Source organism: Bacillus sp. GW821-FHT11D08, assembly GCF_058808515.1.
In genome coordinates this window covers 70,494-92,108 of sequence record NZ_JBXARS010000003.1, presented here as the reverse complement: position 1 = coordinate 92,108, position 21,615 = coordinate 70,494, and the positions used below count along the sequence as shown (strand labels likewise).

Below are 21,615 nucleotides of genomic sequence, written 5' to 3'. Positions count from 1 at the left end.
TCGCTCCTTAATTGTAGTTACCGCTTTTGCAGGCTGAGCCTTTTACATGTCAGGCAACTTCTATTTACATGTTATATTGTAACAGTGTATTTGCCGAACTGACAAGAAATTAACGTTTAATTGCGGTAGACGGGGAATTTATAAGCGGTGCCTGCCTGAATTGCGTTTGCTTTTACATTCGGATTCAGCGCTTCAAAATCTTGCGCAATATCATCTGGCGCTTTATGTGCGCCGACTATCGACATCACCGTATCGCCTTTTTTGACCGTAACCGTTCTGTATGAAGATTCCTGTCGGGCTGGCTGTGCTGCCGCTGCGTATGCTGGAAGGTCTTGAGAAGGGATCGTGCCGATTTTAAGATCGTAAAAGATAATGAATATCACAAATAAACTGCCGAATACAAAAGTAAGCCGCTTCATTCCAACCGCCTCCCGCATACATTTTTACTTCATTGTATGCTTGTCCCATTTTGTTCATGACAAAAAAGAAGACCGCCGGGGGCAGTCTTTGTTACACAGCTGTTTTTCTTGGCGGTATCTCTTTTAAGACGAGGAAAAGGATGATAAAGTTTACAAACCAATTCACTAAAAATTCACTCGGCACCGTAATAACAAGCGCGCGCATGATTGTAAAGAATATGGTCGAAAGTGTAATGGAATAAGCCGAAAGCTTCCAGAGCTGCTGGTAATTCAATGTCTTTCTTTGCGCATTTTTCAATATCAGTCCGATGACGGCGAGAAATGATACTTCAATGAATTTTCCGGCCGCTGTCATGATGAACAGCAAAACGGACAGGACAGTGACGATCATTGTTTTATTTTGGTTTAATGCTGATATGATTTCTTTTTTTGTGATATCAGCTGGCATCAGCGAATAATTCATTTCTGTCGCCTGTCCGTCTACAGCAAGCACCATTTTATTTTTCAAAATGCCGATCGCATTTTGTTTCGCCGCTATTTGTTTCGCGCCGTAAGCATCTGTCGGATCAAACACGATGACGAACCCGTTCGCTTCCGTTTCCTTAGAGGCGGATGCTTTCGTCTGCAATTCTCCGTTTGAAATGCTGAAATCAGGGAAATCTTTCTTTAACACGGTTTTGAAACCGTTCATTGAGTTTACGGTGCCTGAGGAAAGGTAATAAGCGCTTGGCAGCGTAAAAAGGACAGACAGCAAAAATACATAAAGGATCGCTTTTCCTATCCCCTGAAAACGTGTTTTTGCAATATCCGCCGGAGAGTATGTACTTTTCAATAAAGCCGTAAATATGTTCAACATCTTCACTTCCTAGCCTAAACTGGTATATGTTGCTTATTGTATCGTTCACAGGGGATGAACACAAGTGAGAGTATTTAAAGCGGTGATAAGGAATCATACATAATAAGATAAAGCGGGAAGCGGTGATCGCCCGCAAAACAAAGGAGGGTGTTTTTTTCATGAGTGTTTTGTATTGGCTGATTATCATTGCGGTCTTCGTCATTGCTTTTATCGGGCTTGTATATCCGGTGATTCCAAGCGTTATTTTTATTGTGGCCGGTTTTCTTCTCTACGGATTTTTGTTTTCCTTCAGTCCTTATTCTTACCTGTTTTGGCTCATTGAGGCGGTATTTGCGGCCGTTTTATTCGCAGCTGACTATGTGTCAAATTTACTTGGCGTTAAAAGGTACGGAGGAAGCAGGGCGGCAATCTGGGGAAGCACGATCGGATTATTGATCGGACCCTTCGTTATTCCCGTGGCAGGCATTATATTAGGCCCGTTTATCGGTGCTCTCTGCGCTGAGGTGTTTGTTCATCAAAAGGATATCAAGTCCGCGGCAAAAGTGGGGCTCGGCTCGTTAATCGGCTTTTTAACAAGCGTGGCGGCAAAAGGCGTCATTCAGCTCTTTATGATCGGGTATTTCTTATGGACGGTGCTTTAGAAAGGTTTAATTTCGGCCGTGAACGGATAAAGTGTAATATGTCTGCTGGAATCGCCGGATTGTGAGCTTTTTCATTGATTACCACGCTTTCTTTTGTTACATTGAGATTAGAAAAGTTCGCGTTAAGCGGCATTTCAGTACATATATTTAAAGGAGGAAAAAATTATGGCTTACAAACTTCCAGAATTGCCTTACGCTTATGATGCTTTAGAACCTCATATCGATAAGGAAACGATGACGATTCACCATACGAAGCACCATAACACATACGTGACAAACCTCAACAAAGCGATCGAAGGATCTGCGCTTGCAGAGAAATCTGTAGATGAGCTTGTTGCTGATTTGAACGCAGTGCCGGAGGACATCCGCACGGCAGTCCGCAACAATGGCGGCGGACATGCAAACCACTCTTTATTCTGGACTCTTTTATCTCCGAACGGCGGAGGCGAACCGACTGGTGAGCTTGCTGAAGAGATCAAAAGCACGTTCGGAAGCTTCGATCAATTTAAAGAAAAATTCGCCGCAGCAGCTGCAGGCCGTTTCGGTTCAGGCTGGGCTTGGCTCGTTGTAAACAACGGCAAACTTGAAATTACAAGCACGCCAAACCAAGATTCACCGCTTTCAGAAGGTAAAACACCTGTTCTCGGTCTTGATGTTTGGGAGCACGCGTACTACCTGAACTACCAAAACCGCCGTCCTGATTACATTTCAGCTTTCTGGAATGTTGTGAACTGGGATGAAGTTGCCCGTCTTTACAGCGAAGCAAAATAATTGAGTTGAATGATCACAAGGTCTCCCGCGGGAGGCCTTGTTTTTTTATTGACTTTGATTCCTTTTACATATCTCAGTTTGAGTGAGACAAACTAATGTGTAGTAAAGGGGAGTCAATGATGAGCAAAATAAAAAAAATTATCGGCGACATCGAAATAAATAAAGGGCTGCTGCTGTTATTGACGATTGGCGGCCTTTACTCATTGGGCATCGCGCTGTCAAATACATTTGTCAACGTGTATTTGTGGAAGCAGTCGGGAAAATTTATTGATTTGGCCATATACAATTTGTCGGTCGTAACGATGCAGCCGGTTACCTTTCTGCTGGCGGGCCGGCTGGCTAAAAAAATTGACAGGGTGTTTATTCTAAGGTTCGGCGTTATCTTTTTGGCCGCTTTTTATTTAAGTGTGCTGCTTGCCGGAGAAACTGCGGCTTCCCGTCTCGTTTTGATAGGGGCCGTGCTCGGAGTTGGATACGGCTTTTACTGGCTGGCTTTTAATGTGCTGACTTTCGAAATCACGGAACCGGAAACGAGAGATTTTTTTAACGGGTTTTTAGGCATTTTGTCTTCATCGGCGGGCATGATCGGTCCGATTGTGGCCGGATATGTCATTTCAAGACTTGAAAACAATACGGGTTATACAATCATTTTCAGCCTGTCGCTCGGCTTATTTGCCCTTGCCGTGGTCATGAGCTTTTTTCTGAAGCGGAGGGAGTCGAAAGGCCGGTTTATGCTGAAAAAAGTTTTTGATGAGCGCCACACGAATCTGAATTGGCGCCGGATTACCAACGCGCACTTTTTTCAAGGCTTGAGAGAAGGGATTTTTGTTTTTTTAATCAGTGTATTTGTATTCATTGCGACAAACAGTGAGCTGGCGCTCGGAACATTCGGTCTCGTCAATTCCGCGGTTTCTTTTTTTGCCTATTATTTTGCATCAAGGCTCATCAAAAAAAGAGCGCGGAAAAAGGCGATTCTTATCGGCGGATTGATCTTGTACGGCGCCCTGTTTCTCATCATTTTTAAAATGAGCTTCACGACGCTCCTTTTGTACGGAGTGTTTATTGCGATCGGCTATCCAGTTCTTCTCGTGCCGTATGTCTCGCTTACATACGATGTGATAGGCCGGGCGCGGCTTGCCAGAAAAGCCAGAATTGAATACATTGTGCTCAGGGAGTTATTTTTAAATGCGGGCCGGATCGTTTCCATCCTTTGTTTCCTTGTCATCGTTACATTGTTCAAGGAAAAAGTGGGAATACCGGCGGCGCTCGTGCTGCTCGGAGCCGGGCATCCGCTGATTTATTACTTTATAAAAGACATCAAACTGGACACGGAAACTTCTGATGAAACAGTGGAAGAAGACCGACAAAAACGGGCGGCGGAACCGAATTTTATAAAAGGAGAAAGATAAAAGGGTTATCTGTAGAAAAATATCGAAAAAACCTTTAGAATGAAAAATGGCACCTGAACAGAAGGTGTCATTTCTTTCTGTAAATAAGAAAAGGTGATGTCATGAGGAGAAATAAAAAGAAAATAGCTGTAAACAAAGAAAAGAAAAAATCACTGCCGATCCGGCTTAATTTTTTGTTTTTGGCTGCGTTTCTTATTTTCACTTGGATTATCGTCGAGCTTGGCATCAAGCAGATCGTTCAGGGTGATGATTATAAAAACGCCGCTAATAAGCAGGAGGAGTCTGATGTCAGCACGGCGGTTCCGAGAGGGAAAATTTACGACCGGAACCTAAATCCCATCGTAACGAATAAAGCATTAAATGCGATTACATATACACGTTCAGCCTCAACCACCCAGGCGCAGCGTTTGAAAATCGCAAAAAAACTGTCGGGTATGATTAAGGTAAGCACCAAAAAGGTGACTGAGCGGGATAAAAAAGACTATTGGATGTTAACGAGGCCTGATGAAGCGAAAAAACTGATTACGGCCGAAGAAAAGCAAAAAGCTGAAGACAAAAAACTGTCTGACGATGATTTATATCAGCTTCAGCTGAAACGTATCACAGACAAACAGCTGAATGAGCTCACTTCAAAAGATATGCAGATCCTTGCGATCAAAAGGCAGATGGATTCAGGCTACTCACTGACGCCTCAATACATCAAAAATGAAGGGGTGTCGGCAAAAGAAATGGCCGTCGTCAGCGAACATTTGGATGAACTGCCGGGAGTTGACGTGACGTCTGACTGGGAACGGTCTTATCCTTATAAAAGCCTGATCCGGACATTGCTCGGCAGTGTATCCAGTTCGAACGAAGGTCTTCCGTCCAACCTGCTGGATCACTATCTGTCACTTGGCTACAGCCGGAATGACAGGGTCGGAAAAAGCTATTTAGAATATCAATATGAAAGCCTGCTGCAGGGGCAAAAAGAGAAAGTGCAGAACTTAACCGACTCATCCGGAAATGTCACGGGCAGCAAAGTGATTTCAAAAGGACAGGCCGGCAAAGACCTTGTTTTATCCATTGATATGGACCTGCAGAAATCCGTTGAAAAAATCATTGAGAAAAATTTAAAATCGGCAAAAGCGAGACCGAGCACGAAGCTTCTTGATCGGGCCTTCGTCGTCATGATGAACCCGAAAAACGGAGAAGTGCTGACGATGGCCGGCAAACAGATTACGAATGACCATGGAAAGTACAAAATTAATGATTATGCCCTCGGCGCAATGACTTCCTCCTACGCAATGGGATCGGCGGTCAAAGGAGCGACGGTGTTGACCGGACTGCAGACGGGCGCGATTAATTTGAACACCGTTTTCCAGGATGAACCTATGTATTTCAAGGGAAGTAAAAACCCGAAAAAATCATGGACGAATTTAGGTCCCGTAGATATCCAAAAAGCGCTTCAGGAATCATCAAACGTGTTCATGTTCAAAACGGCGATTGCCGTCGGTAAAGGGGAGTACAAAAAAGGCCAGTCCCTGCCGCTTGATATGAAGGCATTCGATACTTTCAGATACTACTTCAATCAGTTCGGACTCGGAGTTAAGACGGGGATTGATCTTCCGAATGAAGCGACCGGGTACCAAGGGTCACAGCGAATTTCCGGTCTTCTGTTAGACTTTGCCATCGGACAGTATGATACGTTTACACCGCTGCAAATGGCGCAGTATGTATCTACAATCGCCAATGGAGGCTATCGTTTGAAGCCTCAGCTTGTAAAAGAGGTCAGGCAGCCTGATTCGAAAAAAGGAATCGGAGCCGTTGTAGAGTCTGTTCAGCCCCAAGTGCTGAACAAGATTGATATGAATAATGCAGACATTAAAGAAGTGCAGGCAGGTTTCAGACGCGTCATGACAAAAGGGACAGCCGCAACTGATTTTGCGACTGCGACTTACAGTCCTGCCGGTAAAACGGGTACCGCGCAATCTTTCTATGACGGTCCTGACAAATCAGAGACGGGTGAAGCAACATATAACACGACTCTTGTCGCGTATGCACCTGCTGATAATCCGGAAGTGGCTATTTCTGTAGTCGTTCCTTGGGCCTATATTAATTACAGCGATCGATATTCGATTACGGATGATATAGGAAGAGCAGCTCTGGACAAATACTTTGAGCTGAAAAAGAAGCAAGAAGATAATAATACGAAGCAGAAAAACGAAGATAAAATTCAGGAAGACGCTGAAAACGGCAATACAAACAACTAATAGAAAAACGCTCACAATCTGTGAGCGTTTTTTTTATACAAAAAAACATCCGGATTTACAAAACCTTAACACTTGATTTATACGCATTTTACAAGAACCCTTTACTCTAGACCTGTAGGACAAATTACACATTAAATGCAGGGGGAATTCAGGAAATGAAAAAAAACAAATGGATGCTTATGCTTCTGATGGCTGCTGTTATGATTGTTGCTGCAGCATGCGGAAATGCAAAGGAAAGCGGCAAGACAGACAGTCAATCTGCAAGTGAGGATAAAAAAGCATCAGGTTCTTTAACCATTTCTGGTTCATCAGCCATGCAGCCGTTAGTACTGGCAGCGGCGGAAAAGTTTATGGAAAAACATCCGGATGCTGATGTGCAGGTGCAAGCGGGAGGTTCAGGAACAGGTCTTTCGCAAGTGTCTGAAGGGGCAGTGCAAATCGGCAACTCAGATGTCTTTGCTGAAGAAAAAGAAGGCATTGATGCAAAAGCCCTAAAAGACCACCGAGTAGCGGTAGTGGCGATGGCGGCTGCGGTCAACCCCGGTGCGGGCGTAAAGGATATAACCAAAAAACAGCTGACAGACGTCTTTACAGGAAAAATTAAAAACTGGAAAGAGCTTGGCGGTAAAGATCAAAAAATTACACTCGTGAACCGTCCTGATTCATCAGGAACACGCGCTACGTTCGTCAAATACGCGCTTGACGGAGCAGATCCTGCTGAGGGCATTACAGAGGATTCCTCCAATACAGTCAAAAAAATCATTGCGGAAACGCCGGGAGCAATCGGTTATCTGGCATTCTCTTATATAAACGATGACAAAGTAACGCCTTTATCGATCGGAGGCATCAAACCGGAAGAGAAAAACGTCGTCACAGGCGAGTATCCGATTTGGGCTTACGAGCACTCTTATACGAAAGGTGAAGCGTCAGGCCTTACAAAAACGTTTCTTGACTATATGAACAGCGATGAAGTACAGAAAAGTATCGTAAAAGATCAAGGTTACATTCCGATCTCTGATATGAAAGTCACACGTGACGCAAACGGCAAGCAAAGCTGAGGGGAGGGCGGGCTCCCCGCCTCTTCTTCCTTATAGGAGTGTAAACAAATGATAAATCACAGAGAAAAAGAGTCTGTAAGCGAACGCTTAATAAGCTCAAAACAAAACAGGCAAATGGATGAAGTCCGCGGAAGGGTGATTGTGTCTGTGTGTGCCGCGATTATCATTGCGGCATCAGCGGCGATCACAATTTTTCTCGGCATAAAGGGGCTGCAATCTTTTTTTGTAAATGGTGTAAGCCCGATTGAGTTCTTAACAAGTCTGAATTGGAATCCAACCCAGGCAAAACCTGAGTTCGGCGCGCTGCCTTTTATTTTCGGATCATTTGCGGTCACCGTTCTGTCCGCTTTGATCGCAGCGCCCCTCGGTATTGCGGGTGCCGTGTTTATGACGGAAATTGCGCCGACTTGGGGAAAAAAGGTGCTGCAGCCGGTAATTGAGCTGCTTGTCGGCATTCCGTCCGTCGTTTATGGATTCATAGGTCTTACAGTATTGGTTCCGTTTATCGGCTCTTTTAAATCAAGCGGAACGGGTCACAGCCTTTTGGCGGGAACGATCGTACTTTCGGTGATGATTCTGCCTACTGTTACATCGATTTCCGCTGATGCGCTAGCGTCACTTCCGAAACACCTTCGCGACGGTTCATACGCGCTTGGTGCGACGAGGTGGCAGACAATCAGAAAGGTGCTTATCCCGGCGGCGTTTCCGACATTGCTGACCGCTGTCGTACTCGGGATGGCAAGAGCGTTCGGAGAAGCACTCGCCGTACAGATGGTTATCGGAAATACAAAGCTTCTGCCGGAAAGCCTGCTTGATACGGCGGGAACATTAACGACGATTATTACGTTAAACATGGGCCATACCACATACGGCAGTATTGAAAATAATACGTTATGGTCTATGGGGCTCGTTCTTCTCATCATGTCGTTTTTGTTTATATTGCTCATACGCTACTTGTCGTCTAGGAGGAAAGTGTAATGAACCGGAAAATAACGGATAAATTGGCCACCGGTGTATTCGGGTTATGCGCCGCTGTAATCGCGGCGATTTTGGCAGGATTGTTTTTGTACATTCTTATTCACGGCGTCTCTGAAATCTCCTTGCATTTTCTTACGTCAAAATCGAGCGCCATTGCGTCAGGCGGCGGAATACGGGATCAGCTTTTTAACTCCTTTTACATTCTGTTTATCACCATGCTGATCACGATACCGCTTGGAGTGGGGGGCGGCGTCTTTATGGCTGAATATGCGCCCCAAAATAAAATCACTGATTTTATCAGAACGTGTATTGAGGTGCTGTCTTCGCTTCCGTCCATTGTCATCGGGATGTTCGGCATGCTGATGTTTGTAAACCTGACCGGATGGGGCTACACGATTATCGGAGGCGCGCTCGCATTAACGGTCTTTAACCTTCCCGTTATGGTCCGGGTGACAGAAGGCGCGCTCACTGCAGTTCCTAAGGAGCTGAAAGAAGCTTCTCTCGCTTTAGGCGTATCGAGATGGCATACCGTCAAAACGGTGCTGATTCCGAGTGCGATTCCTTCGATTTTAACCGGAGCCATTCTCGCATCAGGAAGAGTATTCGGAGAAGCGGCCGCATTGTTATTTACAGCGGGACTGACAACGCCGCGGCTGAATTTTACGGATTTGAACCCGTTTTCTGAATCATCTCCTTTCAACATTTTCAGGCCGGCTGAGACGCTGGCGGTTCATATATGGAGTGTCAATACGCAGGGAATCATCCCTGACGCCGAAGCGATTGCAAACGGCGGCTCGGCGGTGCTGGTGATTTCGGTGCTCTTGTTTAACCTTTGTGCAAGATGGCTCGGATCTGTCATTTATAAAAAGCTTACGGCAAATTAATCGGAAAGAGGCGAAAACATGATTGATCACATCATCAGGGAACAAGCGGAACAGACAAAGCGTTCGCCGGAGTCTTCAATTTTGGAAGTGAAGCATTTATCAATTTATTACGGTGACAAACAAGCGGTTAAAGATGTAAACATGGATATTGAAAAACATGCGGTGACGGCTCTGATCGGTCCCTCCGGCTGCGGGAAATCAACATTTTTGAGACAGATTAACAGAATGAACGATGCCATCCCTTTTGCAAGAAGCGAGGGAGATATCCTTTATGAGGGGCTGAATATTTTGGGGGAAGCGATTAATGTCGTGTCTCTCAGACGGGAGATCGGTATGGTGTTTCAAAAACCGAATCCGTTCCCGAAATCCATTTACAATAACATCACACATGCGCTGAAGTATGCGGGGGAACGCAGGAAAGCCGTTTTGGATGATGCGGTCGAGGAAAGCTTAACGAAGGCGGCGCTTTGGGATGAAGTTAAAGACCGGCTTCATTCATCGGCTCTTTCGTTATCAGGCGGCCAGCAGCAGCGTCTTTGTATCGCCCGTACGCTTGCGATGAAACCTGCCGTACTTCTTTTAGATGAACCGGCCTCAGCTCTGGACCCTATTTCAAACGCCAGAATCGAGACGCTTTTGACAGAACTGAAAAAAGATTATTCGATTATTATCGTTACGCATAACATGCAGCAGGCGCTGAGGGTGTCTGACCGAACGGCTTTCTTTTTAAACGGGGAAGTGGTGGAATACGGGCAGACAGAACAAATTTTCACGAGTCCTAAAGCGCAAAAGACAGATGACTACATTAACGGAAAGTTCGGATAGGGGGAAGGACTGTGAGCCTTGTGAAGGAAGCGGTGCACACACAGAATTTATTTGATATTCACGGCATGAACGTATGGTACGGAGCCCACCAGGCTTTAAAAGACATTACGATCGGTTTTGAGGAGCGGAAGGTAACTGCGATCATCGGTCCGTCCGGCTGCGGGAAATCCACTTTTATTAAAACATTAAACTTAATGCTGCAAATGGCCCCGAATGTCAAAGTGACAGGCGACATGATCTATAACGGACGCAATCTGCTGAAAGAAAAGACGGATGCGGCAGAATTAAGAAAACAGATCGGTATGGTGTTTCAAAAAGGCAATCCGTTTCCGCAGTCGATATTTGAGAATGTCGTGTACGGTCCGAGAATTCACGGCGAAAAAAATAAAAAGAAACTGCTTGAAATCGCCGAGGAATCTTTAAAGGCCGCCGCGCTCTGGGATGAAGTGAAAGATCGCCTTCACCAGCAGGCGCTTTCACTGTCAGGCGGTCAGCAGCAGCGGCTGTGCATCGCAAGGGCGCTCGCCACAAAACCGGACGTCCTTCTGATGGATGAACCGACGTCCGCTCTTGATCCCGTGTCCACGCGGAAAATAGAAGAGCTGATTTTGACATTGAAAGAAAAGTATACAATCGTCATTGTGACGCACAACATGCAGCAGGCTGCGAGGGTCTCTGATCAAACCGCGTTTTTCTATATGGGCGAACTGGTAGAGTGGGGCGATACGGGCAAAATATTTTCTCAGCCGGATCATCAAAAAACACATGATTATATCACCGGAAAATTCGGATGAAAAAAACGGACCCGGCCATTGACCGGGTCCGTTTTATACTCCCTATTAAAAAAGCCTGCCGGCCGTATCCATCTGAATGGACGATGCCTGCAAGCTTTTTTAGCGGGTTAATGTTTTGACGATTTTTTTAAAGCTCATATCTGAGTCGACTTTGAAATGGCCGGCGCGGATTTCTTTATGGTAGCCTGCGTCAATGACGTAATCATTAAAGTCCTTCGCTGAAGGAATAATCCCTTCTTTTTCAAGAATGGATGACACATCAGCAGTGCTCATTCCGTCTTTAATCGTCAGTTTGTATGTTACTTTTTTCTTTTTGGCGTCTGTGTTTTGGTCGTTGTTTAACGATTTTTCTTTAGAATCAAGCAGTTTTTGATAGTCATCCCGGTTGACGGAGACTTTTTGCTGATCGTCGAGGTAGCTGTTTACTTCTTTTTCTGTCAATGCTGTTTTTTCGGTTTTAACGGCGGCTGCCTGGTCATGGTCAGTCAAATAGAAGACAGCGGCGAGAACGGCCGTCGCTAAAATCATGCCTGCTGCAAAAGCCTGAATGCCCCGTTTTGTCATACGAGCACCTTCTCATTATCTTTAATAATGGTATTGACGTCCTCGACAGACACGTGCTCCGCTTTTGCGATGGCTTCCGCAGACATTCCGTTGTTATATTTTGAAATGATTTGTTTGGCGATTTTTTGGTTAATGCCGCTGCTTTTGGCTTTGCGGATCACGAGGTTGGTTTCCAGCAATTCTTCTTCAAGCACCGTCATTTTCTTTTTCAACTTGTAAATTTCCTGCATGGCGGAAAGCTGAAGCGTTTCAAGCTCCTGTTCCACGTCTTTCATCGGATCTCTTTGAGAATATGAGAATGCAATAAGCGCTATACTGACGATAAACAACGCAATAATAGCAATTTCCACGTTTCATCACCTTCTATTATTAATTTGCCCTTCTTTTTTATACCATAAAACGCCGCCATTCTAAAGGAAATAGAGAAAAAAACGGAATTTTGTCGGGAAATCTTTTTTATTCGGGGAGCAAACGGTTATTTCTCTATAGATTTCGCATCAGAAAGTCCTTTTTTGTCCTGTTTCGTCATATTTTCCCTTCACCTGGCGCAAGCTCATTCAGAGGATCAGAAGCATAAACTGATGTTTTCTGCACTTAAACAACATTTCATGTAAATCACTCTAGCATTCCGTCCATTATAGTGGTATTATATATAAGTCTGAATAAGTAAATGATATTTAGTTTGGAGGGAAAATAATGCGCGTTAATATTACTTTGGCTTGCACTGAATGTGGTGAGCGTAACTATATTTCTAAAAAGAACAAACGCAACAATCCGGACCGCGTTGAATTTAAAAAATATTGCCCACGTGATAAAAAATCTACGTTACACCGTGAAACAAAATAAGCTGTTTAAAACAGCGGAAAAAGCTGGAGCTTTCAATAAAGTTCTGGCTTTTTTGTCTTTCAGGGAGGTTTGAGAAACGTGAAAGCACAAATCAGAACCGCTATCAAAGCAAAGCTTTCTGACATGACAGAAAGTGAATGGGAGAAAAAATGCCGCAGCATGCGTGAAACGCTGTTTTCTTTAAAAGAATGGAAACAGGCCCGCGTGATCGCCGTTACCATCTCGACACGCCTGGAAATTCCGACACGGCCGATTATTGAACAGGCCTGGAAAGAGAAAAAACAAGTCTGTATCCCAAAATGCTTTCCGCAGACGGGAGCGATGGAGTTCCGTACATTTTCTGCGTATGATCAGCTGGAAACCGTATATGCGGGCCTCAGTGAACCGATCGAGAGCCAGACGGAAAAAGCCGCCCCAAATGACATTGACCTTGTGATTGTGCCCGGCGTGGCTTTTGACCGGGAAGGCTTCAGAATCGGATACGGCGGAGGATATTATGATCGGTACCTCTCCGGTTATAAAGGCCGTACCGTGTCGCTTCTCTTTGACTGCCAGCTGACAGACCGCATTCCCCGCATGCCCCACGATATTCCGGTCGATATGATCGTGACTGAATCTGAAACCATCGCTTAATCGCATAAAAACTTCTTGCACCGGAATAATTCTCGCTGTTTGACAAACGATAGGGGCAGGAGGGATAAGATGAAAAAATTGTTGATCTACTCATTATGCGCCGTATCTGTTTTAGCCGTTTACCAAAACCGCTACCGTCTGATGAACAGCGTGCTCAGCCAGCCGGGGATTAGACGGTCATTCATTCATTTCTTTTTAAAAATACCGTTTATCAGAAACAAATTCATTCAGCAGGCATTTTAAACAAATCCCGTTTTTCAGCGGGATTTTTTGCATAAGAAAACCTGCCGGTAAAAAACGGCAGGTTTTCTCGTATTGTCAGCTTTTTTTCAGGAAACCGAGCAGAATTGAGATCATAGGAGAAATGTACAGGAAAAAGGTAAACGGCAGGTAGTCGATGACGGAAACCCCTAGTGCGCTTGCCATAAAAGCGCCGCTTACTCCCCAGGGAATCAGCGGGTTGATCAATGTTCCGCCGTCCTCAAGCGACCGCGCAAGGTGAATCCGCTTAATGCTGAGCTTGTCATATAAAGGTTTATAAGATTGACCCGGAATTAAGATCGACAAATACTGCTCACCTGTCGCAAGGTTTACGCCTATACTTGAGAAGACGGTCGCCATGACAAGACGTCCTTTCGTATGCACGCCTTTTATCAATCCTTGAAGCAGCGCCGCGATCAGGCCCGTTTTTTCCATCAGGCCGCCGAGCGCAAAGGCGATCATGATCAGAGAGACTGATCCCATCATCGATTGGAGCCCGCCTCTGTTGATAATGCTGGCCACAGCCTGGTCGCCGGTTTTAAACGCCGTCCCGCTTTGCAGGGCGGATATAAATCCTTGAATGCTGCTGTCAGGAATAAAAACAGCAGTCAGAAGCCCTGCGGAAATAATACCGGCGGTAAGCACCGGAATCACGGAAATCCGTCTCACAGCTAAAATGATCACCAACAGAGGTGAAAGAAGCGACCAAGGCGTAATGTGCACGGCCTCTTTCATTCCGGAAATGACCGCCTCAATATTTTGCGTTGAAGCGGCATTTATTGAAACCGATGAACCGAGAATATAAAAAAGAACAATCGTGATCAGCAGTGCCGGAACGGTAGTGCCCATCATATGGCGAATATGCTTAAAAATCGGAATTTCGCCGATTCCGGCGGCAAAATTCGTCGTGTCGGACATCGGTGACATTTTATCACCGAAACAAGCCCCGCAAATGACTGCTCCCGCCGTCCATTCGAGCGGAACTCCCGCCGCGCTTGCTACCCCTAACAGCGCGACGCCGATTGTACTGACAGTTGTCAGACTTGAGCCGACAAGCGTGCTGATAATCATGCAGGAAAATAATGCGGTCAAAAGCAGCTGACTCGGCTGTATAATTGACAAAGCGTAAACGGTGACGGTGGGAATGGCGCCGCTGTACATCCAGGCGCCGATCAGCATACCGATCAAAGCCAGTACGATAATCGGCTGCACACCGTTTTTCAATCCGCTGACAATTCCTTTTTCAAGACTCTCCCACGAGAAACCGAGCCACAAACCTGCCAGAGACAGAATAATGACGCAAAAGAACAGCGGCATATGCGGCTCTGTATGAAAGAAAAACAGGCAGGACATAATGACTGCTAACATCAAGACAAATAAACTGATGGCTGAGATGAACGTCAGCCTTTTTTCTTGTTTCAAAACAACACCCCATCAAACTTTAATCCTTTTGTGCTTTTGGGCACGAAAGTATTGTAACAGAAAAACGCTTAAATGAGTGTTTTTTTACAATTGTGAATATACAATTTATGAAAATAATACAAGGATATTTTCTCCAATCGTTTTTTGCTTGACGCCCGGATCAGTGATGAAATACGCTTATACTAAGAAGAATAGAAATGGTGAAGCAGATGAATTCATTTTATGACGTGCAGCAGCTGTTTAAGTCATTCGGACATATCGTTTATTTCGGTGACAGACAAGCCGAAATAGACTTTATGAAAGATGAATTAAAGGAAATGTACTTGTCAAACGTGATTGAAAGAGAATTATGGCAAAAAGCCGCCGGTGTTCTTCAGAGAGAATCGGAGCGGATCAAAGGCAGATAACAAAGCAGGATTTTAATAAGAAAAGGAGATTATTATGGAAGATACATGGTTTGCGGGGATTGATCTTGGCGGGACAACCATCAAGCTGGCCTTCATCAACATGTACGGTGAAATTCAGCATAAATGGGAAGTTCCGACCGATAAATCAGGAAACACAATTACGGTCACGATCGCCAAAGCGCTTGATCAGAAGCTGGAAGAACTGAACAAGCCGAAACGGATCGTAAAATGGATCGGAATGGGAGCGCCCGGACCCGTGGAAATGGCGACGGGAGTGGTCTATGAGACGACAAATATGGGGTGGAAAAACTATCCGCTGAAAGACCATCTCGAGGCGGAAACGGGTATTCCGGCCGTCATTGAAAACGATGCCAATATCGCGGCGCTCGGAGAAATGTGGAAGGGTGCAGGTGACGGGGCCAAAGATGTCATTTTAGTGACGCTCGGAACCGGAGTCGGCGGAGGCATCATCGTCAACGGAGAAATCGTTCACGGTAAAAACGGGGCCGGCGGAGAAATCGGTCATATTTGCAGTATTCCGGAAGGAGGAGCTCCGTGCAACTGCGGAAAATCCGGCTGCATCGAAACGATTGCGTCCGCAACCGGCATCGTCCGCATCGCGAAAGAAAAGCTTGCGGCGGTTTCCGACTCTTCGCTCTTACAAGTGGATGATCTGACGGCACGTGACGTGTTCGAAGCGGCTAAACAGCAGGATAAGACAGCGCTTGAAGTCGTCGATTATGTCGCAAAACATTTAGGCCTCGTGCTCGGAAATCTGGCAAGCGCCATGAATCCGACGAAAATCGTGCTCGGCGGAGGCGTGTCTAAAGCGGGTGAAATCCTGCGGTCAAAAGTGGAAGAGACTTTCAAAATCACCGCATTCCCGCGTTCTGCGGAAGCGGCGGATATTTCGATTGCGGCACTTGGAAATGACGCCGGAGTCATCGGCGGGGCGTGGATTGCCAAAAATGAATGGCTCAAACATCAAAACTGCTGAAGAAAGTCTGCCTGCCCATATCGCGGGCGGCTTTCTTTTTTTATCTCCCCTGTCATATAGTTTTTAAAAAAGGGGGATGAACATGGCGGGAATTCGTGTCAAACCTGAATTGAAACAGCATATGAAAGATATTGCAAAGGTGCTTTCAATTGATGAAAAACTGTTGAAAGCCGCTGATAAAACGGCGGAAAACGATGAATTATTTTGCCCCGGCTTTGCCGTGAGCGGGCAGTCAGAGGGTCCGCCGCTTGAGACGCTGAGCGGGCTTTCGCGATACATCCGGCACTGTGAAAGGACTCTTTCCACTGATCAATGGGTGAAGGAAGAAAAGGTGTACGGGTCCCAATCGGTTTATGAAGAAATTGAGAAAATAACGGATGTCTTTCCGTTTGTCACGTGCCGTAAAATCGGCAGTTCCGTATTGGGAAAGCCGCTTTATGAGCTGAAAATAGGTGCGGATACGGCCGAAAGAAAAGTCCATGTAAACGCCTCATTTCATGCCAATGAATGGATCACCACCTCGGTCGCGCTTAAATGGTGTAAAGAATATTGCACGGGATTATGCGAAAATAAAACCGTTTTCGGGCACTCTGCGCTTGATATATTCAGCCTGACATCATTGTCATTCGTTCCGCTCGTAAATCCCGACGGTGTTGATCTCGTACTTTACGGATGTGAAGATTTATCAGAAAAAAATGAATTTCTTAATCGATTAAATGAACACCGCCCGGATTTCCGCGAATGGAAGGCGAATATAAACGGTGTGGATTTAAATAAACATTTCCCATCCAATTGGGATATTGAACAGAGGCGCAAACCGAAAGCCCCTTCACACCGTGATTTTCCGGGGACGGCGCCGCTCACTGAACCGGAGGCGCAGGCGATGCACCGGCTGATAACGGAACAGCCGCCTGACCGGCTGATCGCTCTTCATACGCAGGGAGAAGAGATTTATTGGGGGTACGAAGGATGTGAACCGGAGCAATCATCCCGGATGATTCGGGAGTTTGAAGCGATAAGCGGAAACCGCTATCAAGGCGTTAAAACCATTGACAGCCATGCGGGTTTTAGGGATTGGTTTATACAGCAGTATGGAAAAGAGGGCTATACCATTGAGCTCGGGAAGGGAAAAAACCCTTTGCCTTTTCATCAGTTTGCTGATATTTATCAAGCGACGGAAGGTATTTTGTGGAGGTCGCTTGTTTTTTGAGACATCTGTGAAATTTCTCATTTGTTTACATAAACAAATATGGGACAATAGAAAAGAATGGAGGGAAGGCTGGTGAGATACTTGGTTTGTGTTCTGCTGTCCGCATTCGTTCTGTGTTTAGCGGCCTGTGAACCATCTCATCAGCAGCAAGACACAGGCGTTTCGGCAAAATCGGCAGAACAGAAAATCGTTCCGCTCAGTAAAAAGGAAGCGGAGAAAACGGAAGGATGGCTGGATAACAGAACGATCCTGTATACAGCACATCATCAGCTGATGAAATATGATCTTTTCAGCGGAAAATCCGAACGGCTCTATGAAACAAAGGGCAATATTGTCAATGTAAAGATCAGCCGGAAAAAACAGCTGATTCTCGTACAGGTGACAAGCAGCGGTCAGACTGAGCTTGTGCTTATGAACAAGCAGGGGAAAAGACTTTATCACAAAGCCTTTAACTCTTATGAACTGGAGACGGCTTGGAATCCGTATGACCCGTATCAAATGATGATTACCGTTTTTACTGAAACATGGGACTTCACTGCCTATACGGCCGATATGAACAACGGCATTTTAAAAAAGAGTCCCGTTCAGGCTCCTTTTGTCCATTGGACCTCCACTGATGAATTCCAATATATCAAGCAAGGAAAAACGGAGGAAGAGGGTCCTTTATATTCTTATGACTTGCAGACAAAAAAAGAAAAAAGAGTGCTTCATCACGTCATCTGGGCCGATTCCCGCCCGGGCATGACGATTGCCGTCAGACAAACGGATCAATCGGACGGAGACGGCGAGTTCCTTTTCCAAAAGCCGGCATCCGTGACGCACCGCTTTCCTCTCCAAAAAAAGTATCAGAGCTTTGCGCCGATGGAATATGATTACGATCAGACACACAAGCGGTTTTACATATTCAAGCCTGAAGGCCGCTCTTACAATCTGATCAGCTTTGACTTAGGAGACGAACGGGAGCGGACGGTGCTCAAAAACACGGAAATGGAGCCGATTCAGATCTCTCCGAACGGGGAATACGCTTTATACGGCTTTACGTATGACCGTCTGATTTCACTGAAAACAGGCATGACAGAACCAATCATAACAAATGAAAAAGGAGTTTGAACCAAATGGCAATTGCAGATGTGACAATCATTCCGATCGGAACAAAAACACCGAGCGTCAGTGAGTATGTAGCGGATGTGCAAAACATTTTGGAGGGTTACAAAGCTGCCGGCAAGATCAAATTTCAGCTCACGCCGATGAACACTTTGATTGAAGGTGAGCTGAGCGACTTATTCGCAGTCATTCAGGACATTCACGAAGCCCCGTTCCAAAAAGGGCTGCACAGAGTGGCGACAAATATCCGCATTGATGACAGACGTGATAAAGAAACGACACTGGAGAGCAAAATCAAAAGTGTCAGCAAACATTTGCAGCAATAAAAAATAAGCCTGTATCCATTGGATACAGGCTTTTAATGTGCAGTCGGATAGCCGCTGGTTACAACGGTCATTACGGTAAACCAGCCAAACACGCCCAGCGTGGCGGCGGCTAACAAAAATCCCAGGATATTTCTCTGTCTGACAGCCCGCAGGACTCCTAATACAGCTAATAATGCGACAAGGCCGAAGATTACAACAAGTAACATCATGCTCCTCCTTTGTCATTGGAACCTGAAAATCTTTCCATTTCATTTTAACCGTTTTCATTTTGTTTGTCGATAGCGTTTTCCCGGCCGCATTCATTGAATCTTCCGCAGAAAACCTTCATAATAAGGGCATATACATAAAGAGGTGATGAAAGTGAAATGGAGACGAATGCCGGCCGGTCCGATTCAGGCAAACGCGTATTTTCTTGTCAGTGAGGATCAGTCCTGTCTTATTTTTGATCCGGGCGGAGAAGCGGACAAAATCAACAATTACATAAAAGAAAACAATCTGAAGCCGCTGGCCATCTTACTGACGCACGCCCATTTTGACCATATCGGCGCGCTTGACGAAGTAAGAGACAGATGGGATGTTCCCGTATATCTTCACAAAAATGAAGAAAAGTGGCTGGAGGACTCTTCCTTAAACGGATCGGGCATATTGCGTGGCATCGCCGTAACGGCACGGCCCGCCGAACGGCTCATCGAAGGCGACGGCATATTGGACATCGGGCCTTTCCATTTGGAGACATTGTTTACGCCGGGACATTCACCGGGAAGCGTTTCTTATTATGTGAAGGACGCGGATCTGGTGATTTCAGGTGATGTGCTCTTTCAGGGAGGCATCGGCCGCACTGATTTACACGGCGGAAGTCAGGACGTATTGCTTGATTCCATTCATCAAAAACTGCTCACGCTTCCCGGATATACACTTGTGTTAAGCGGGCACGGGCCGGAAACGGATATTCAGACAGAGCAGGAGCGAAACCCGTTTATCAATGGTTTTTCACTGTAAATGAAAAAAGACAGACCATAATCGGTCTGTCTTTTTCTGTCAGTGGGTTCCGCCGCCCGGTGTCATAATAAAAATAGAGTAATATGTAAATCCGGCGAAAAATACGGTTAAGTAAGCTCCGAAAATATAAATATACATCCGCTCAGTCAGATTCAAATAAGAAAGAAATACGAAAAAGATCGTCTGTCCAAAAAACAAAAGTGAAGCGTCTTTCATGCCCCCTAAAAAAAACATGACTGCAAATATCCCCGTCCAAAATCCTAACACCCGGAACATGCGATTCATTCCTTATCCCCTCCCGAGAGTCTATCTGAAGTTTATTATAATAGATCGGCACTCGAAATGTAAACATTTTCATGATTATATTTATTGTGGAATTTATGTCTTTCCCTGTGTTTTATATCTTATGCCGCCCTCTGAAAAAGATCCGAAAAATCTTTTTGAAATATGTTTAATGAAAAAAAGTTCAGGGTACTTATGTTAACAAAGAGACGGATTATCCGAGGGAGGAATTTTTAAAAATGAAAGAACTTATTTTTTATTCATACCCGAGCTGCACATCATGCCGAAAAACGAAACATTGGTTAAAAGCCCACAATGTTGACTTTCAAGAGCGCCATCTATTCAGGGAGACACCGACAATTGATGAATTGAAGCAGATCTTATCATTAACGACTGAAGGAATTGATGAAATATTGGCGACGAGAAGTCAAACATTTAAAAATCTCAACCTGAACATTGAAGAAATGACTGTAAATGAAGTGCTGAAGCTTTTGACTGAGAAGCCGAAACTGCTGCGGCGTCCGATTCTGATCGATCGCAATAAACTCGTTATCGGATACAATCCGGGAGAACTGATGAAGCTGACGAAGAAAAAAACGGTACATCAATCTGTATCATAAGAGAAAAACGAAGATCCGCTGATCAAAATTTATCAGCTAATCTTCGTTTTTTGCGGTTGCGGGACTGGGCTAGCTGGATTCGAACCAACGATCACGGAGTCAAAGTCCATTGCCTTACCGCTTGGCTATAGCCCATCGGATGTAAATACAGTATGTGCGTCCGGCGCCGATTTATACATACAAAGGAATTTGAATGGAGGAGACCCGTGAAACATTTGAGTGAAGCATTATCTCGAACCTTAATTGAAGAATCAGGTGAAATCACACGCCAGTGGCTGCTCATACCAAAATCGGGGCGGCCTACAGATGATCAGAAAGCGGAAATGCAGCACCGTCTGTTAATTGAAATCGTTGCCGGCATTTTATCGGAAAAAGACGGCGCGGAAGAGGAGCTGACGAAATGGGCGCTTCAGTTCGCAAGGGACCGGGCCGTCCATGAAGTACCGGTCTATGAAAGCGTCACGAGCTTTAAAGAATTCCGAAGATTGGTCTGGAACCGCATACAGACGTGCTGTGAAACAATGTCTGAGAAGCCTGGGGCGAATGCGGTATTCCATTGGGGAGAGAAGCTGAACAAAGCAATTGACCATATGATTGAAGTATTTACAGAGGAATATTATAAAGTGACGGTTACACAATTAAACGCCCAAAAAGAAATGATTAACGAACTAAGTGCGCCGATTATGCCGATTGCCGACGGTATTGGAATTTTGCCGCTCGTCGGCGAAATTGACACCTACCGGGCAAAAATGATTTTGGAATCGGTGCTTGACCAATGTTCTTCACTCCGTCTTTCTTATTTATTTTTAGATATATCAGGTGTGCCGATTGTGGATACGATGGTCGCTTATCAGATTTTTAAAGTGATTGACAGCACAAAACTTCTTGGCATAGAAACGACAATCTCAGGCATCAGGCCGGAAATCGCGCAGACCGTCGTGAAGCTCGGCATCGATTTTTCTCAGGTGAAAACGGAGCAGAGTCTGGCGAAAGCGCTGGCAAAAAACGGATTTATCGTAAAAGAATCATTAAGATGATAAAAAGCTGAATGGCCGGGAGG

At 45.3% G+C, this 21,615-nt stretch carries 27 protein-coding genes and 1 tRNA gene; 20 read left to right on the top strand and 8 right to left on the bottom strand.

Translation table 11 applies throughout. The annotated features are described in order from the left end of the window. Nucleotides 1-116: 116 nt before the first annotated feature. Both AC1RRX_RS07350 and AC1RRX_RS07345 read right to left on the bottom strand, forming a co-directional pair. Nucleotides 117-419 (bottom strand): LysM peptidoglycan-binding domain-containing protein, encoded by a 303-nt coding sequence (locus AC1RRX_RS07350; RefSeq protein ID WP_007408299.1) that lies wholly within the window; start codon nt 417-419, stop codon nt 117-119. Nucleotides 420-510: 91 nt separating this feature from the next. After that, nucleotides 511-1,275, bottom strand: coding sequence for a DUF1189 domain-containing protein (locus AC1RRX_RS07345; RefSeq protein ID WP_106080148.1), 765 nt, complete (start codon nt 1,273-1,275; stop codon nt 511-513). A gap of 158 nt (nt 1,276-1,433) precedes the next feature. Here AC1RRX_RS07345 and AC1RRX_RS07340 point away from each other — a divergent pair, with 158 nt between their 5' ends. The 9 genes from AC1RRX_RS07340 (at nt 1,434) to pstB (AC1RRX_RS07300) (ending at nt 10,884) form a co-directional block, all read left to right on the top strand. Next, nucleotides 1,434-1,916, top strand: coding sequence for a DUF456 domain-containing protein (locus AC1RRX_RS07340; RefSeq protein WP_015240226.1), 483 nt, complete (start codon nt 1,434-1,436; stop codon nt 1,914-1,916). Nucleotides 1,917-2,081: 165 nt separating this feature from the next. Then, nucleotides 2,082-2,687, top strand: a complete 606-nt coding sequence (gene sodA / locus AC1RRX_RS07335; RefSeq protein WP_003153025.1) for a superoxide dismutase SodA — start codon at nt 2,082-2,084, stop codon at nt 2,685-2,687. Nucleotides 2,688-2,806: 119 nt separating this feature from the next. After that, nucleotides 2,807-4,096 (top strand): MFS transporter, encoded by a 1,290-nt coding sequence (locus tag AC1RRX_RS07330; RefSeq protein WP_007408302.1) that lies wholly within the window; start codon nt 2,807-2,809, stop codon nt 4,094-4,096. 101 nt (nt 4,097-4,197) lie between these two features. Next, nucleotides 4,198-6,345, top strand: coding sequence for a penicillin-binding protein 2A (gene pbpA, locus AC1RRX_RS07325; RefSeq protein WP_020956086.1), 2,148 nt, complete (start codon nt 4,198-4,200; stop codon nt 6,343-6,345). A gap of 155 nt (nt 6,346-6,500) precedes the next feature. Then, nucleotides 6,501-7,403, top strand: coding sequence for a phosphate ABC transporter substrate-binding protein (locus AC1RRX_RS07320; protein WP_007408304.1), 903 nt, complete (start codon nt 6,501-6,503; stop codon nt 7,401-7,403). A gap of 48 nt (nt 7,404-7,451) precedes the next feature. Beyond that, the gene (gene pstC, locus AC1RRX_RS07315) at nt 7,452-8,381 is read left to right on the top strand and encodes a phosphate ABC transporter permease subunit PstC (protein WP_012117997.1); all 930 of its coding nucleotides are present in this window, start codon (nt 7,452-7,454) and stop codon (nt 8,379-8,381) included. Further along, nucleotides 8,381-9,265, top strand: coding sequence for a phosphate ABC transporter permease PstA (gene pstA, locus AC1RRX_RS07310; protein WP_007408306.1), 885 nt, complete (start codon nt 8,381-8,383; stop codon nt 9,263-9,265). Before pstC ends, pstA begins: the two co-directional genes overlap by 1 nt. Nucleotides 9,266-9,283: 18 nt before the next feature. Beyond that, nucleotides 9,284-10,090 carry a phosphate ABC transporter ATP-binding protein PstB gene (gene pstB, locus AC1RRX_RS07305; RefSeq protein ID WP_144464140.1) on the top strand — a complete coding sequence of 269 codons (807 nt, stop codon included), beginning with the start codon at nt 9,284-9,286 and terminating at the stop codon, nt 10,088-10,090. Between the two features lie 11 nt (nt 10,091-10,101). After that, nucleotides 10,102-10,884 carry a phosphate ABC transporter ATP-binding protein PstB gene (gene pstB / locus AC1RRX_RS07300; protein WP_003153040.1) on the top strand — a complete coding sequence of 261 codons (783 nt, stop codon included), beginning with the start codon at nt 10,102-10,104 and terminating at the stop codon, nt 10,882-10,884. Between the two features lie 99 nt (nt 10,885-10,983). Here pstB (AC1RRX_RS07300) and AC1RRX_RS07295 read toward each other — a convergent pair whose 3' ends face one another. After that, nucleotides 10,984-11,448, bottom strand: a complete 465-nt coding sequence (locus AC1RRX_RS07295) for an endolytic transglycosylase MltG (protein ID WP_007408308.1) — start codon at nt 11,446-11,448, stop codon at nt 10,984-10,986. Further along, nucleotides 11,445-11,798, bottom strand: coding sequence for a hypothetical protein (locus tag AC1RRX_RS07290; protein WP_003153047.1), 354 nt, complete (start codon nt 11,796-11,798; stop codon nt 11,445-11,447). Before AC1RRX_RS07290 ends, AC1RRX_RS07295 begins: the two co-directional genes overlap by 4 nt. Nucleotides 11,799-12,144: 346 nt before the next feature. On the opposite strand from AC1RRX_RS07290, the gene rpmG reads away from it, so the two are divergent. From rpmG to yqgO, 3 genes are all read left to right on the top strand, one after another. Beyond that, nucleotides 12,145-12,294 carry a 50S ribosomal protein L33 gene (gene rpmG / locus AC1RRX_RS07285; protein WP_003153056.1) on the top strand — a complete coding sequence of 50 codons (150 nt, stop codon included), beginning with the start codon at nt 12,145-12,147 and terminating at the stop codon, nt 12,292-12,294. A 78-nt stretch (nt 12,295-12,372) separates the two neighbouring features. Continuing rightward, entirely contained in the window at nt 12,373-12,927 is a 555-nt protein-coding gene (locus tag AC1RRX_RS07280) for a 5-formyltetrahydrofolate cyclo-ligase (RefSeq protein WP_007408310.1), read from the top strand. 69 nt (nt 12,928-12,996) lie between these two features. Beyond that, on the top strand, nt 12,997-13,170 hold the full coding sequence (gene yqgO, locus AC1RRX_RS07275; protein WP_007408311.1) for a protein YqgO: 174 nt from the start codon (nt 12,997-12,999) through the stop codon (nt 13,168-13,170). Between the two features lie 75 nt (nt 13,171-13,245). Here the strand turns inward: yqgO and nhaC are convergent, their stop codons facing one another. Continuing rightward, a complete protein-coding gene (gene nhaC, locus AC1RRX_RS07270) occupies nt 13,246-14,610 on the bottom strand; it encodes a Na+/H+ antiporter NhaC (RefSeq protein ID WP_076983531.1) in 1,365 nt (454 codons plus the stop codon). Nucleotides 14,611-14,807: 197 nt separating this feature from the next. Between nhaC and AC1RRX_RS07265 the strand changes: the two genes are divergently transcribed. From AC1RRX_RS07265 to AC1RRX_RS07245, 5 genes are all read left to right on the top strand, one after another. Next, nucleotides 14,808-15,017: a YqgQ family protein gene (locus AC1RRX_RS07265; RefSeq protein WP_007612586.1), complete on the top strand. Its 210-nt coding sequence runs from the start codon at nt 14,808-14,810 to the stop codon at nt 15,015-15,017. A 34-nt stretch (nt 15,018-15,051) separates the two neighbouring features. Beyond that, on the top strand, nt 15,052-16,014 hold the full coding sequence (glcK, locus tag AC1RRX_RS07260; protein ID WP_045208253.1) for a glucose kinase GlcK: 963 nt from the start codon (nt 15,052-15,054) through the stop codon (nt 16,012-16,014). Nucleotides 16,015-16,096: 82 nt separating this feature from the next. Next, a complete protein-coding gene (locus tag AC1RRX_RS07255; RefSeq protein WP_144464137.1) occupies nt 16,097-17,224 on the top strand; it encodes a M14 family metallopeptidase in 1,128 nt (375 codons plus the stop codon). 72 nt (nt 17,225-17,296) lie between these two features. Then, nucleotides 17,297-18,334 (top strand): YqgU-like beta propeller domain-containing protein, encoded by a 1,038-nt coding sequence (locus tag AC1RRX_RS07250; RefSeq protein ID WP_020956082.1) that lies wholly within the window; start codon nt 17,297-17,299, stop codon nt 18,332-18,334. 5 nt (nt 18,335-18,339) lie between these two features. After that, the gene (locus AC1RRX_RS07245) at nt 18,340-18,654 is read left to right on the top strand and encodes an MTH1187 family thiamine-binding protein (protein WP_003153073.1); all 315 of its coding nucleotides are present in this window, start codon (nt 18,340-18,342) and stop codon (nt 18,652-18,654) included. 32 nt (nt 18,655-18,686) lie between these two features. On the opposite strand, the gene AC1RRX_RS07240 is transcribed toward AC1RRX_RS07245, so the two are convergent. Next, nucleotides 18,687-18,860, bottom strand: a complete 174-nt coding sequence (locus tag AC1RRX_RS07240) for a DUF2759 domain-containing protein (RefSeq protein WP_003153076.1) — start codon at nt 18,858-18,860, stop codon at nt 18,687-18,689. A 154-nt stretch (nt 18,861-19,014) separates the two neighbouring features. Here AC1RRX_RS07240 and AC1RRX_RS07235 point away from each other — a divergent pair, with 154 nt between their 5' ends. Next, nucleotides 19,015-19,653 (top strand): MBL fold metallo-hydrolase, encoded by a 639-nt coding sequence (locus AC1RRX_RS07235; protein WP_012117988.1) that lies wholly within the window; start codon nt 19,015-19,017, stop codon nt 19,651-19,653. A 39-nt stretch (nt 19,654-19,692) separates the two neighbouring features. Here AC1RRX_RS07235 and AC1RRX_RS07230 read toward each other — a convergent pair whose 3' ends face one another. Continuing rightward, nucleotides 19,693-19,938, bottom strand: a complete 246-nt coding sequence (locus tag AC1RRX_RS07230) for a DUF2626 domain-containing protein (RefSeq protein ID WP_003153078.1) — start codon at nt 19,936-19,938, stop codon at nt 19,693-19,695. A 236-nt stretch (nt 19,939-20,174) separates the two neighbouring features. On the opposite strand from AC1RRX_RS07230, the gene AC1RRX_RS07225 reads away from it, so the two are divergent. Beyond that, nucleotides 20,175-20,555, top strand: coding sequence for a Spx/MgsR family RNA polymerase-binding regulatory protein (locus tag AC1RRX_RS07225; protein WP_003153079.1), 381 nt, complete (start codon nt 20,175-20,177; stop codon nt 20,553-20,555). Between the two features lie 64 nt (nt 20,556-20,619). On the opposite strand, the gene AC1RRX_RS07220 is transcribed toward AC1RRX_RS07225, so the two are convergent. Then, a tRNA-Gln gene (locus AC1RRX_RS07220) sits at nt 20,620-20,690 on the bottom strand. A 71-nt stretch (nt 20,691-20,761) separates the two neighbouring features. Between AC1RRX_RS07220 and AC1RRX_RS07215 the strand changes: the two genes are divergently transcribed. After that, nucleotides 20,762-21,592 (top strand): STAS domain-containing protein, encoded by an 831-nt coding sequence (locus AC1RRX_RS07215; protein WP_064115383.1) that lies wholly within the window; start codon nt 20,762-20,764, stop codon nt 21,590-21,592. Nucleotides 21,593-21,615: the final 23 nt, after the last annotated feature.

Coding starts and splice junctions, on each gene's coding strand:
- pstB (WP_144464140.1), top strand. CDS start 9,284: ATGATTGATCACATCATCAGGGAACAAGCGGAACAGACAAAGCGTTCG.
- pstC (WP_012117997.1), top strand. CDS start 7,452: ATGATAAATCACAGAGAAAAAGAGTCTGTAAGCGAACGCTTAATAAGC.
- AC1RRX_RS07295 (WP_007408308.1), bottom strand. CDS start 11,448: ATGACAAAACGGGGCATTCAGGCTTTTGCAGCAGGCATGATTTTAGCG.
- AC1RRX_RS07340 (WP_015240226.1), top strand. CDS start 1,434: ATGAGTGTTTTGTATTGGCTGATTATCATTGCGGTCTTCGTCATTGCT.
- pbpA (WP_020956086.1), top strand. CDS start 4,198: ATGAGGAGAAATAAAAAGAAAATAGCTGTAAACAAAGAAAAGAAAAAA.
- AC1RRX_RS07255 (WP_144464137.1), top strand. CDS start 16,097: ATGGCGGGAATTCGTGTCAAACCTGAATTGAAACAGCATATGAAAGAT.
- AC1RRX_RS07245 (WP_003153073.1), top strand. CDS start 18,340: ATGGCAATTGCAGATGTGACAATCATTCCGATCGGAACAAAAACACCG.
- sodA (WP_003153025.1), top strand. CDS start 2,082: ATGGCTTACAAACTTCCAGAATTGCCTTACGCTTATGATGCTTTAGAA.
- glcK (WP_045208253.1), top strand. CDS start 15,052: ATGGAAGATACATGGTTTGCGGGGATTGATCTTGGCGGGACAACCATC.
- AC1RRX_RS07330 (WP_007408302.1), top strand. CDS start 2,807: ATGAGCAAAATAAAAAAAATTATCGGCGACATCGAAATAAATAAAGGG.
- AC1RRX_RS07320 (WP_007408304.1), top strand. CDS start 6,501: ATGAAAAAAAACAAATGGATGCTTATGCTTCTGATGGCTGCTGTTATG.
- AC1RRX_RS07265 (WP_007612586.1), top strand. CDS start 14,808: ATGGTGAAGCAGATGAATTCATTTTATGACGTGCAGCAGCTGTTTAAG.
- AC1RRX_RS07225 (WP_003153079.1), top strand. CDS start 20,175: ATGAAAGAACTTATTTTTTATTCATACCCGAGCTGCACATCATGCCGA.
- AC1RRX_RS07230 (WP_003153078.1), bottom strand. CDS start 19,938: ATGAATCGCATGTTCCGGGTGTTAGGATTTTGGACGGGGATATTTGCA.
- yqgO (WP_007408311.1), top strand. CDS start 12,997: ATGAAAAAATTGTTGATCTACTCATTATGCGCCGTATCTGTTTTAGCC.
- rpmG (WP_003153056.1), top strand. CDS start 12,145: ATGCGCGTTAATATTACTTTGGCTTGCACTGAATGTGGTGAGCGTAAC.
- AC1RRX_RS07240 (WP_003153076.1), bottom strand. CDS start 18,860: ATGTTACTTGTTGTAATCTTCGGCCTTGTCGCATTATTAGCTGTATTA.
- AC1RRX_RS07350 (WP_007408299.1), bottom strand. CDS start 419: ATGAAGCGGCTTACTTTTGTATTCGGCAGTTTATTTGTGATATTCATT.
- AC1RRX_RS07345 (WP_106080148.1), bottom strand. CDS start 1,275: ATGTTGAACATATTTACGGCTTTATTGAAAAGTACATACTCTCCGGCG.
- pstA (WP_007408306.1), top strand. CDS start 8,381: ATGAACCGGAAAATAACGGATAAATTGGCCACCGGTGTATTCGGGTTA.